The organism is Streptomyces griseoviridis, from assembly GCF_005222485.1.
Lineage (GTDB): Bacteria > Actinomycetota > Actinomycetes > Streptomycetales > Streptomycetaceae > Streptomyces > Streptomyces hintoniae.
The window spans coordinates 7080325-7092140 of record NZ_CP029078.1 but is presented as its reverse complement, the minus strand read 5'-3'; the positions used below and the strand labels follow the sequence as shown (position 1 = coordinate 7092140).

12 protein-coding genes are annotated in these 11816 nt (G+C 73.8%); 7 read left to right on the top strand and 5 right to left on the bottom strand.

Translation table 11 applies throughout. The features are described from left to right. Positions 1–51 precede the first annotated feature (51 nt). Entirely contained in the window at positions 52–498 is a 447-nt protein-coding gene (locus DDJ31_RS30730; protein ID WP_240678018.1) for a nuclear transport factor 2 family protein, read from the top strand. A 32-nt stretch (positions 499–530) separates the two neighbouring features. Here the strand turns inward: DDJ31_RS30730 and DDJ31_RS30725 are convergent, their stop codons facing one another. Genes DDJ31_RS30725 through DDJ31_RS30715 form a run of 3 tightly spaced genes read right to left on the bottom strand, consistent with a single transcriptional unit; the run spans position 531 to position 2796 of the window. Continuing rightward, a complete protein-coding gene (locus DDJ31_RS30725; protein WP_127177137.1) occupies positions 531–1451 on the bottom strand; it encodes an MBL fold metallo-hydrolase in 921 nt (306 codons plus the stop codon). After that, positions 1448–1984, bottom strand: a complete 537-nt coding sequence (locus tag DDJ31_RS30720) for a flavin reductase family protein (RefSeq protein WP_164784869.1) — start codon at positions 1982–1984, stop codon at positions 1448–1450. The genes DDJ31_RS30725 and DDJ31_RS30720 overlap by 4 nt, the downstream gene beginning before the upstream one ends. Positions 1985–2010: 26 nt before the next feature. Then, positions 2011–2796, bottom strand: coding sequence for an SDR family NAD(P)-dependent oxidoreductase (locus tag DDJ31_RS30715; protein WP_127177139.1), 786 nt, complete (start codon positions 2794–2796; stop codon positions 2011–2013). Positions 2797–2992: 196 nt separating this feature from the next. On the opposite strand from DDJ31_RS30715, the gene DDJ31_RS30710 reads away from it, so the two are divergent. The 6 genes from DDJ31_RS30710 to DDJ31_RS30685 all read left to right on the top strand — a co-directional run bounded on the left by DDJ31_RS30710 (position 2993) and on the right by DDJ31_RS30685 (position 9227). Then, a complete protein-coding gene (locus DDJ31_RS30710) occupies positions 2993–3457 on the top strand; it encodes an SRPBCC family protein (protein WP_127177140.1) in 465 nt (154 codons plus the stop codon). 27 nt (positions 3458–3484) lie between these two features. Further along, positions 3485–4600: an acyl-CoA dehydrogenase family protein gene (locus DDJ31_RS30705; protein ID WP_127177141.1), complete on the top strand. Its 1116-nt coding sequence runs from the start codon at positions 3485–3487 to the stop codon at positions 4598–4600. Between the two features lie 107 nt (positions 4601–4707). After that, on the top strand, positions 4708–5238 hold the full coding sequence (locus DDJ31_RS30700) for a nuclear transport factor 2 family protein (RefSeq protein ID WP_127177142.1): 531 nt from the start codon (positions 4708–4710) through the stop codon (positions 5236–5238). Between the two features lie 77 nt (positions 5239–5315). Continuing rightward, positions 5316–6536: a cytochrome P450 gene (locus tag DDJ31_RS30695; RefSeq protein WP_127177143.1), complete on the top strand. Its 1221-nt coding sequence runs from the start codon at positions 5316–5318 to the stop codon at positions 6534–6536. A gap of 81 nt (positions 6537–6617) precedes the next feature. Continuing rightward, entirely contained in the window at positions 6618–7640 is a 1023-nt protein-coding gene (locus DDJ31_RS30690) for a helix-turn-helix transcriptional regulator (protein WP_127177144.1), read from the top strand. Between the two features lie 78 nt (positions 7641–7718). Then, positions 7719–9227 (top strand): MFS transporter, encoded by a 1509-nt coding sequence (locus tag DDJ31_RS30685; RefSeq protein WP_127177145.1) that lies wholly within the window; start codon positions 7719–7721, stop codon positions 9225–9227. A 115-nt stretch (positions 9228–9342) separates the two neighbouring features. Here DDJ31_RS30685 and DDJ31_RS30680 read toward each other — a convergent pair whose 3' ends face one another. Next, positions 9343–10308 (bottom strand): Gfo/Idh/MocA family protein, encoded by a 966-nt coding sequence (locus DDJ31_RS30680; protein WP_240678019.1) that lies wholly within the window; start codon positions 10306–10308, stop codon positions 9343–9345. Continuing rightward, positions 10305–11741, bottom strand: coding sequence for an NDP-hexose 2,3-dehydratase family protein (locus tag DDJ31_RS30675; RefSeq protein ID WP_127177146.1), 1437 nt, complete (start codon positions 11739–11741; stop codon positions 10305–10307). Before DDJ31_RS30675 ends, DDJ31_RS30680 begins: the two co-directional genes overlap by 4 nt. Positions 11742–11816 lie beyond the last annotated feature (75 nt).

Below are 11816 nucleotides of genomic sequence, written 5' to 3'. Positions count from 1 at the left end.
GGGGCTGGGGCACCGTGGACGGCGTCCCGTACATCGTCGAGGGGAGCCGTCGTGGCCCAGTCCCAGCACCGCACCGTCCCTGATGAGGTCACCGGGGACCTCTACGCGGAGATCCAGACGTTCTACGCCCGGCAGATGCGGCGGGCGGACGCCCTCGACATCGAGGGCTTCGCCGACACGTTCACCCCGGACGGCGAGGTGGTGCACGCCGACGGCGGGCGGACCCGCGGCCGGGACGAGATGGTCGCCGCCATGCGGGCGAGGCTGCCCCGCTACCAGGGCGTGGCGACCCAGCACTGGTTCGGCCATCTGCTCGTCGAGCGGCTCGCGGACGGCGCCCTGGGCGTCTCCTACTACACGCTGGTCGCCCAGTCGGAGGGCGGCGGGCTGTCCTTCCAGCCCGCCTACACCGTGGACGACGTGCTGGTGCGCGAGCCCGGCGGGGCGCTGCTGACCCGATCCAGGATCATCCGCAGGAACACCCCGGGGCAGCGGTAGCGGCGGGTCCGCCGGGTGCCGCGCCCCGCTGTTCAGGCGCGGCACTCCGGCAGACCTCCGTGCAGGACGCACATCTCCTGGAACGACCCCGCGACGTCGATCCTGGCCCCCGGCGGCAGTCCCTCCAGCTCGGCGTAGGCGCGGTGGAGGTTGCCGACCAGGCGTTCCGGGTCGACGAGCGCGCGGTAGGGGCCGGGTGCGGCCCGCCGGGCGGCGTCGAGCGGGGCGAGTCCGGCCGCGAGACCGTCCTCGGCGAGCCGCAGGCACCAGCGCAGGTACTCCTCGGTGCGGTCGAGCAGTTCGGGGCCGCCGACCGCGCCGTGCCCCGGGACCACCACGCGGGGCCGCAGGGCGCGCAGCCGGGCCAGCGCCGACAGCGAGCCCTCCACGGACCCCATCAGGACGTAGGGCGTGACGCCCGACCAGACGACGTCGCCGGTGAACAGCACTTCGGCGTCGGGCACCCAGACGGCGGTGTCGGTCGCCGTGTGGGCGGGCCCGACGGGCAGCAGCTCCACCCTCGGTCCGGCCGCGCCGAGGCGCAGGGTGAGGTCGGTGCGGTAGGTCAGCGTGGGCAGCGTGAGCGGGGTGTCGCCCCAGGCGACGTCGGGCCACAGGCCGCGCAGTCCGAGGCCGGCCTCCGCCATGTCGGCGCGGGTGCCCTCGTGGGCGACGACGGTCGCGCGGGGCGTGAAGCGGCCGTTGCCGAAGACGTGGTCGCCGTGGAAGTGGGTGTTGATGACCCAGTCGGGGCCGTCGCCGGTGACCGCGTCGACCTGGTCCGCGAGGTGCGCGGTGCGGCTCGCGGTGGCGGCGGTGTCCACCAGCACGGAGGCGCCGGCGCCGACGACGAGCCCCGCGTTGTTGAGGCACCAGCCGCCGGGTGCCTGCACATAGGCGTACACGCCGTCGGCGATCCTGCTCAGCCGTCCGAACGGGGCGACGGCGCTCACGCGCCGGCCGCCGGGGTGTCGGGCAGCGCCGTGTAGCCGCCGTGGTGGAAGACCAGGGGCCGCCCGCCGGATGCCGCGCCGGACACGGCGAGCACCCGGCCGACGAGGAGCGTGTGGTCGCCTGCCTCGAACTCGCGGTGCAGCGCGCACTCGAGCCAGGCCGCGGCGGACGGGACGACGGCGTGGCCGAAGACGCCGGTGACCGCGCCGAGGAGCCGGGCCGCGGGGGCGCCCTCGGGGCGGTCGGGCAGGCAGAACCGCCTGGCCAGGTCGCGTTGGGCGGTGCCCAGGACGTTGACCGCGTAGCCGCCGTGGGCCCGGATCCGCGGCCGCATCCTGCCGTCCGCCTTGACGGAGACCAGGACCAGCAGCGGGTCGAGGGAGACGGAGGTCAGGCTGTTGAGGGTCATCACGGTCAGGTCGTCGTCGCGCCCGCAGGTGAGCAGGGTGACGCCGGTGGGGAAACAGCCCATGGTCGCGCGGAATTCGGCCGCGTCGGGGGGTGCCTGGGTGGTGTCGGCCTTGGGTGTCATCGTCTCGCTTCGGCTGGTAGGGGTCATCAGTAGTTGCCGAGCCCGCCGCAGACGTTGAGGGCCTGGGCGGTGATCGACGCGGCGCTGTCCGTCACCAGGTGGCCGACGAGTCCGGCGACCTCCTCGGGCGTCACATAGCGGCCGAGCGGGATGCGGGCCTCGAACCGGGCGCGGATCTCGTCCTCGCTGACGCCGTGGTAGGCGGCGTGGCCCTGGCGGACCCGTTCGGCCATGGGCGTCTCGACGAAGCCGGGGCAGACGGCGTTGACGGTGACGCCCGTGCGGGCCAGTTCCAGGCCGACGGCCTTGGTGAAGCCGACCACGCCGTGCTTGGACGCCGAGTAGGGCGCGGCCAGCGCCACCCCCTGTTTGCCGCCGGTGGACGCGATGCTGATCACCCGGCCCCAACCCGCCTCGACCATGCCGCCTGCCGCCAGCACCTCGCGGGTGACCCGGAAGACGCCGTGCAGGTTGGTGTCGATCACGTCGAGCCAGGTGGCGTCGTCGAGGTGGGCGGTCTCCCCGCCGCCGTTGCGGCCCGCGCTGTTGACCAGCACGCCGATCGGGCCGTAGGTGTCGACCACCGCGGCGACGGCGGCGCGCACCTGCTCGGTCGAGGTGACGTCGCACGCGGTGCCCGCGGCCTCCAGCCCCTCCTCGCGAAGCCGCTTCACGAGGGCGCGCACGTTCTCGGCGCTCCGCGCGCAGCCGAACACCGCCATGCCGCCGCGGGCCAGCAGCTCCGTCACGGCGAGCCCGATCCCACTGGTCGCACCGGTGACCAGGGCCACCCGTCGCACTGTGTCCGTCATGCCGCTCTCCCGTCCTGGGGTCTGCCGTTGGGACCTCCGCGCACGACCGTGGCAACGTCCGCTTGCGCGGGTCTCGAAACGGGCTGGAGGCGGGCGCCGGTCGAGCCCGGTTCGACGGTGCGTCGAGGCCGCGGGCCGAGGGTGGACGGCGTCCGCACGTGCGGGCCGCCCGCCGCCCCCAGCCGAGGAGTGTCCGATGCCCGAAGAGATCCCCGACGTCAGGAAGTCGGTCGTCGTCGCCGCGTCCGTGGAGCACTGCTTCGAGGTGTTCACCGAGCGCCCGGCGGACTGGTGGCCGCCCTCGCACGTCCTGGTGAAGAAGGAGCGGGCGGGCCTGGCCTTCGAACCCCTCGTGGGGGGCCGCTACTACGAGTGGGACATCGACGGCAACGAGATCGCCTGGGGGCGCGTCCTGGAGTGGGACCCGCCGCACCGGCTCGCCATGACCTGGCGCATCGACGGCCACTGGCAGTCGGTCCCCGACGACGACCGGGCCAGCGAGATCGAGGTCGACTTCACCCCGGCAGGCGACGGGCGCACCCGCGTCGACCTGGCGCACGTCAAGCTGCACCGGCACGGCGACGGCGCGTGGAACATCCACCGCGCGCTGGACGGCCCCAGCCCCGGCGAGACGCTGGCCCGCTTCTCCGACGCCCTCTGACCCGGCAGGCCGACAGGAAGGCACACCATGCACGAGGAGACTCCAGGGACGGCCGGACCGGCCCTTCCCGTCGAGAAGTTGTGCGCACTCGCCGCCCAGCAGGCGCAGGCCGCGGACCGGGCGGGCGCGCTCGCGCCCGAGGTCGTCGAGGGGCTGCGCGAGGCGGGGTTCGCCCGGCATTTCGTGGCCGCCAGGTGGGGTGGCGCGGAGGGCTCGTTCGCCGAACTCACCCGCGCGGTGGTCGCGTTGGGCCAGGCGTGTCCGGCGACCGCGTGGTGCGCCTCGCTCAGCGCCTACTCGGCGCGGTTCGCCTGCCACCTTCCGCAGGAGGGGCAGCGGGCGCTGTGGGAGGGCGGGCAGGACGTCGTGATCGCCACCGGTCTGATGCCCGGCGGCCGTGCCGAGCCGGCCGGGGACGGCTGGCGGCTGCGGGGGCGGTGGAGTTACGTCAGCGGGATCGACTTCGCGGACTGGGTGCTGCTGTGCGCGGCCGTCGAGTCGGGGGACGGGCCGCCCGCGCTGCGGTTCTTCGCGCTGCCCCGGGGCGCCTGCCAGGTGCGGGCCGACTGGGACAGCGTCGGGATGCGGGCCACCGCGAGCCACACCGTGGTGGTGGAGTCCGCCACCGTCCCCGGCCATCTGTCGTTCGGGCGGGGCGACATGATGACCGGCCGCAACCCGCACTCGACGGTCCCCTCCCACAACGTGCCGTTCCAGGCGGTCGGCGGGCTCACCTTCATCGCGCCCGTGCTCGGCGCGGGCACCGGCGCGCTGGCCGCGTTCGCCGCGCTGCTCACCGGCAGGCGGCGCACCACGGCCAACGAGTCGGCCCTGGTGCGCGCCTCGGGCCGGGTCGACGCCGCGCTGCGCCTCGTCGAGGAGAACACCCGGGTCCTGGACGGACGGCTGTTCACCCCCGCCCCCATGGCGCGCAACGAGCGCAACGCGACCTTCGCCGCGGAGTCGGTCAGGGAGGCCGCGGGACTGCTGGTCGCCGCGGCGGGCACCGCGGGGCTCGGCGCCCGGCATCCGCTGCAACGGCTGTGGCGGGACATCACGGCGGCGACGAGCCATGTGGCGCTCCAGTACGACACGGCGGCCAGGAAGAACTACGCGGCGGTCCTGGCGGGCCCCGCGGAGTGAGCGCGCGGCCCGAGCCGGGTTCCAGGTGAGGTCCAGCGGGCCGCGCCAGGGTGGGGGCGCCGGCCGAGGCCGGCCCGTGTCCGTCCGAGACCATGAGGAGAGCAGTGATGCACGCACCGCAGCGCACCCGGCGGGTCGACGCGGAACTCTACGTCGACGTCCTTCAGTTCTACGCCCGGCAGATGCCGTTGCTGGAGGAGCGGCGGCTGGAGGAGTTCCTGGAGACCATGACCGAGGACGGCTCCATCGAGCATGTGCCCAACGGGTGGCGGATCGAGGGCAGGAGCGCCCTGCTCACCGAGATGCGGGCCCGCCGGGGAGACCCGGAGAAGCCGCTGGTCGGGGAGGTGTCGGCGCGTGCGGCGCGGGCCCAGGACGTGGCGTACTACGACGGGATCGTCTACCGGTACTGGTTCGACCGGATGCGGATCGAGCCGCAGCCCCACTCCGACGACCTGCTGAAGGTGTCCTACCAGGCGATGGTCAGCATGACGGACGCCTCGGGGAAGGTGAGCTTCGAGCCGACCACGACGGTCGAGGACGTCCTCGTCCGGCAGGACGGCGAGTGGTTCACGCGCTCGCGCCGGGTCACCCATGACTCGCCGCACTGGGCCGACAAGATCCACAACCCGTCGTGACCGGGTCCGCAACGCCCTCTTCGACGTCCTCAGCCGCCTGCCCGTCGGCAGCCGGCGCCAGCGGAGGTGCCCCGACCGTGCCCTCGACCCAAGACCCCGAGACCTTCCCCTTCGACGGCTCCTCCTACCGGGGCCCCGACCCCCGGTACGCCCGCTGGCGGACCGAGGAGCCGGTCACCCGCGTACGGACGGCGGGCGGGGTGGACGCCTGGCTCGTCACCCGGTACGAGGACGTGCGGGCGGCGCAGGCCGACCCCCGGCTCAGCCGCGCCCTGGCCTGCGGCCCGGCCGCGCCCCGGATCGGCGGCACCATGTACACCACCCCCGAGATGATCATCTCGATGGACTCGCCCGAGCACTCCCGGCTGCGCAAGCTGGTGGCGGGCGCCTTCACCCAGCGCCGGGTGGAGCGGCTGCGCCCCCGGGTGCAGTCGGTGCTCGACGGGCTGCTCGACGACATCGAGGCCAAGGGGTCGCCCGCGGACCTCGTCCCGCAGCTCACGCTGCCGTTCCCGCTGACCGTGATCGGTGAGCTGCTCGGTGTGCCGCCGGAGGATCTGCGGCAGTTCGAGCGGTGGGCCCGCGCCTTCGCCACCGTGGACGACCGGGCGGGCGGCGAGGCGTCGTTGGAGGGGCTCGCGAAGCTGAGCGAGTACATCGTCGGGCTGATCGCGCGGAAGCGCAGCAGTCCCTCGGACGACATGCTGTCGGAGCTGATCACCGCCCGCGACCAGGGCGACCGGCTCAGCGAACCGGAGTTGGTGACGTTCGGCTTCACGCTGATCGGCGCCGGTTTCGACACCACCGCCAACCAGCTCGCCAACTCGGTGCTCGCGCTGATCGGCCGGCACCGGGACCAGTGGGAGACGCTGGTCGCGCGGCCCGCGCGGATCCCGACGGCGGTGGACGAACTCCTGCGGCACGTCAACCTGTTCGCCACCGACACCTCCGGTTTCCCGCGCATCGCGGCCGAGGACCTGGAGATCGGCGGGGTGCGGATCGCGGCGGGCGACGCCGTCCTGCTGTCGCTGGCCTCCGCGAACCGGGACGGGACCGTCTTCGAGGACCCGGACCGGCTCGACGTGGGCCGCGCCCACAACCCGCACCTCTCCTTCGGCCACGGCATCCACCACTGCCTCGGCAAGCACCTGGGCCGGATGGAGATGGAGATCGCGCTGACCGGCCTGGTGAGCCGGCTGCCGGAGCTGCGGCTCGCCGTCGCGGAGGCTGAACTGCCCTGGCACGTCGGGGAGATCAACCACACCCTGACGTCGCTGCCGGTCGCCTGGGGAGCGTGATCCCGTGGCCCGGACGCCGTCGGCGCCGCCGCGACGGACGGGCCGCCGTCCGGCCACCGGACAGCTGGGATCCTGGACGCCATGAGCGAGACCTCAGCGCGATTACTGAAGTTGCTGTCCCTGTTGCAGACCCCGCGCGAGTGGCCCGGCAGCGAACTCGCCGAGCGGCTCGCCGTCAGCCCGCGCACCATCCGCCGGGACATAGACCGGCTGCGCGACCTCGGGTACCCGGTGCACGCCACCCGGGGCGCGGTGGGCGGCTACCGGCTGGTCGCGGGCGCCGCCATGCCGCCGCTGCTGCTGGACGACGACGAGGCGGTCGCGATCACCGTCGGGCTGCGCACCGCGGCCCACGCGGTGGACGGCATCGAGGAGGCCGCCGTGCGGGCGCTGGCGAAGCTGGAGCAGGTCCTGCCGTCGCGGCTGCGGCAGCGGGTCAGCGCGCTGGGCGCCGCGACGGTGCCGCTGCCCGGCCACGCCCCGGGGATCGCCGTCGAGCATCTGACCGTGCTGGCCGCCGCGGTGGCCGGGCGGGAGCAGTTGCGGTTCGGCTACCGGACGGCGTACGGCGCCCCTGGGCGGGAGCCGGGCCGGCCGCAGGAGACCCAACGGCTGGTGGAACCGCACCGGTTGGTGCCGACCGGGCGGCGCTGGTACCTGGTGGCCTACGACAACGAACGGGAGGACTGGCGGACGTTCCGGGTCGACCGCATCCGCGGTCCGCGGCCGACGGGGGTGCGCGGTCCGGTGCGGTACCTGCCGGTCGAGGACGCCGCCGCGTACGTGACCCGGCAGCTCTCCGGACTGGCGCCGCTGTACCGGGCCGTGGCCACCCTGCACGCCCCGGCGGGCGAGGTCGAGGACCGTCTCGTGGGGACAGGCGACGAGTTGGAGGAGCTGCCGGGCGGCCGGTGTCTGCTGCGCACGCAGGCGGACTCCCTGGGGTGGCTCGCGTTCCGTTTGGTGAGCATCGGCTGTCCGTTTGACGTGCACGAACCGCCCGCCCTTGTGGCCTACATGCGCGATCTGGGGGCGCGGGCCAGCCAGTCCGTCGACGGCTCCACCGGGGCTGCGGAGGGCGGCGCGAACACGGACGTCTCCTGACCTATATGGGGTCTAGCGTCGGAGCGTCCGCGGGATCGACGGACCCCCCTACCCACGAGAAATCCAGGAGCGAGGACCATGAATCCTGTACAGGAGGCTCCGCCGGCCTCCGCCGATGACCGGCGCCGCTGGATAGCGCTGGCGGTGGTACTGACCGCGTCCCTGCTCGACCTGGTCGACGCGACCATCGTCAATGTCGCGATCCCCACCATCCAGCGGGACATCGACGCTTCGTACAGCGCGATCCAGTGGATCACGGGTGGTTACACCCTCGCGTTCGCGGTGGGTCTGATCACCGGCGGCCGGCTCGGTGACATCTGGGGCCGCAAGCGGGTCTTCCAGCTCTCCATGCTGGGCTTCACCGCCGCGTCCGCCCTCTCGGGTCTGGCCGCGGGCCCCGAGATGCTGATCGGGGCGCGGATCCTCCAGGGCCTGATGGCCGCGATGATGGTGCCGCAGGTGCTGTCGATCATCCAGGTCACCTTCAAGCCCGAGGAGAGCGGGCGGGTCTACGGGCTGTTCGGCGCGATCAGCGGCATCGGCGCGGTCTCCGGTCCCGTGATCGGCGCGCTGCTCGTCGAGTGGGACCTGCTGGGCCTCGGCTGGCGGCCGATCTTCCTGATCAACCTGCCGATCGGGATCGCCGGTCTGATCCTCGGCCAGCGCTATCTGACCGAGTCGAAGGCGCCGCACGCGGTCCGTCTGGACCTGGTCGGGGTCGCCCTGGCCTCGCTCGGCCTGCTGCTGCTGGTCTTCCCGCTCACGCAGGGCAGGGAGGCGGGCTGGCCGGCCTGGAGCTTCGTGGCGATGGCGCTGAGCGTGCCCACCTTCGTCGTCTTCGTGCTGCACCAGCGGGCCAGGATCCGCGCCGAGCGCACCCCGCTCGTGGAGCTGTCGCTGTTCAGGATCAAGAGCTTCGCGGCCGGTATCGCCGTCCAGCTCACCTTCGGCACCACGTTCGGTCTCTTCTCGCTCACCGGCGCCCTGTACATGCAGATCGGGCTCGGCTGGAGCGCGATCCACGCCGCGCTGACGAGCCTGCTGTTCGGCGCCACGATGGCGCTGTCGACCAATGTGGCGATGCGGGTGCTGATGCCGAAGTTCGGGCGGGCCGTGCTCCAGGCGGGCGCCCTGCTGATGATCGTCGGGCTGTACGGCTACTACTGGGTCGCCGACCACCAGGGGACCAGCACGACCACCTGGGAGCTGGCGCCGGTGCTGGTCGTCGCCGGCTGGGCTCTTGGCATGATCATGGCTCCTCTGATGAGCGCGGTCCTCTCCGACGTGCCGTTCCAGAACGCCGGCTCCGCCTCGGGACTGACCAACACCGTCAACCAGATGGGCATGGCGATCGGCCTCGGACTGGCCTCGGTGGCCTACTTCGCCGTCGTCGACGACGCCTCCAAGGCCGACCAGGCCAGCGGCGCCGCCTTCGTCGACGCCTTCATCAACACCCTCTGGTGGGTGATGGCCGGCATGGCGCTGGCGTTCCTGCTCATGTGCGCGCTGCCCTCGCTGCGGCCCGCCGCGAAGGCGGACGAGGAGGCGGAGCCCGCCTCGGACGACGTCTCGCAGCCCGCCCACTGAGGCTCCGCGACGGCGATGGGGGCGGGACCCGGCCGGGTCCCGCCCCTCACCCGTCCCGCTGGCCCGCCTCTCGCCCGTCCCGCTGGCCCGGCCCCCTTTCGGGCCGCTCGGGCGGTCAGGCGCGGGCCGCCGCCGCGCGGACGTCGTCGAGCAGCCGGGCCTGTTCCTGGCAGATCCCGTCGGGTGTGCCGCCGGCCCGCGCCGCCGCCGCGAACGCCATCACGGTGGTGTACGCCTGGTCCTCGGGCGGCTGCCGCAGGACCCGCGGCCCCGAGCCGTCGTCGATCCTGATCTCCGTCCAGAGGTCGGCTCCCGGCGTGAAGGCGCGGTCCACGGTGATGCTGCCGCCCGTCCCCCACAGGGCGTACCCGCTGCGGTAGGCGTGGTCGAGGCCGAAGGAGAGGTGCGCGCCGGTGCCGTCCGGCGCGACGAGCAGCGCCGCACCCGACGAGTCGACCCGGTGTCCCGGGCCCCGCACAAGCGAGGCGCCCACCACCCGCAGGCCGGAGCCGAGGAAGTGCCGGGCGGCGCGCAGCGGATACACCCCGGTGTCCCACAGGGCGCCACCGCCCAGCTCGGGCCGTCTGCGGATGTCGTCCTCGGCGCGCCGCGGGACCGTGAAGTGCGCCTCGAAATGGCGCAGTTCACCGATGGCCCGGTCGGCGAGGAGCCTGCGGACGACGGCGTGCCTGCCGTGGTGGACGAACATGACGTTCTCCATCAGGGCCAGCCCGCTGCCGCTCGCCAGCTCCACCAGCCGCCGCACCGACTCGCGGCGCAGCGCCGCCGGCTTCTCCACCAGCACGTGCCGGCCCGACCGCAGCGCCGCCTCCGCCCACTCGGCGTGCAGGGACGCGGGCAGCGGCACGTACACCGCCTCGACCTCGTCGTCGGCGAGGAGCGCCGCGTAGCCGTCGACCGGGCGGCAGCCGTGGACGGCGGCGAGTTCCCTCGTGCGGGCGGGGTCGCGGCCGGCCACCGCGACGACCTCGGTCAGCGGCGCGCGGGCCATCGCGGGGAGCATTCTGCGCCGGGCGATGTCGGCGCACCCCATGACCCCGATCCGCAGCGGCCCGGTCACAGCCGTACCGCCCCGGTGTTGAGGGCCGCGAGCAGCGACCGGGCCTGCACGTTCACGTAACGGCTGTGCCGGGCGAGCCAGTTGAGCTGTCCCGGGGTGACCCAGCGGTAGCCGGCCGGCGGGGTCGCGAGTCCGGCGGCGACGGCGTCGACGCGCACGATGAGGTGGCGGCTGACCGCGTTCCTGAACCGGCCGCCCTCCTCCGCGTGCAGGGCCGCGTAGCGGAGGTCGGCGGGGTCGGCGCCGAGCACCGCGTCGAGGAAGCGCGGCGCCGGGTGCTCCGCGTCGCCGCGGTAGTTGTCGGGGACGCACTGCACGGTGGGGCCCAGTTCGGCCGTCTCCAGGAAGCCGCCCTCGGTGCGGGCGTGCGCCAGCAGATGCGGCACCCCGTCGAAGCGGCCGGCCAGGAAGGCCGTCACGCCGGTGCCGACCGGCTCGAACAACGGCTGGGTCCAGCCCGGCACTTCGCGGTTGGCGGCCTCCGCGCGGACGGCCACCACCCGGAAGAACCGGCCGTCGGGGCGGTGGATGTCCGACGCGGTCCGCACCCATCCCTCGGTGCGGGCCAGCGGCACCGGCTCGGCCCGCACCTGGTGCCTGGCCTTCTCCGTGGTGACCCAGGAGAGGAGTTCGGTGTCGGAGGTGAGCGCCTCGGGGTCGGCCCGCAGGTGCGGCGCGCAGGCCAGTACGGTGCGCGCGTCCATGTTCACCACGTTGTCCCGGAGCAGGAGTTCGCCGAGCTGGCCCAGGGTCAGCCAGCAGAAGTCCGGGTCGGGCGGTACGTCCTCGGTGGTCTCCACGATGACGTTCCGGTTGGCCTTGCGCAGGAACCACGAGCCGTGTTCGGACTGGAGGACGTCGGCGAGGACCCGGGACCGCCGGCCGCCGGTGAAGTACGTCAGGTACTTGACGGCCGCGCCGCCGTGCGCCTGGGTGAAGTTGCTGCGGGTGGCCTGGACGGTCGGCGAGAGCTGGACGAGTCCGGGGTTGCCCGGCTCCATCTTGGCCTGCATCAGGAAGTGCAGTACGCCGTCGAACTCCTTGGCCAGGATGCCGAGGATGCCGACCTCCGGCTGGTCGATGATCGGCTGCTGCCACTCCCGGGTGGCCGCTCCCTCGCCCGTGCGCACCCGCAGTCCGCGTACGGTGAAGAAGCGGCCGCTGCGGTGGGCGAGGTTGCCCGTGGCCCGGTCGAAGGACCAGCCCTCCAGGTCGTCGAAGGCGATCGGGCGGACCCGGAACGGGTGGGCCGCGGCGCGTTCGGCCAGCCAGCCGGCGAACTCCGCCGTGGCCATCCCGGCGCCGGAGCCGACGGCGCGCGCGGAACGCCTGAACCGCGCGGGCGAGTCGGTGTCCGCGCGCGGCCCGGGGACGCCGGTGCGGGTGCCGGCCGGTGCTCCGGTCCCGGTGGCGGTCTCGGTCAGATCACTCATGCCGGTGTCCCTTCCGGAAGGAGCCGTCGGCCTCCCGTGGCGCTCACCGTAGGAGCGGCGTCTGGAGATCCGGTC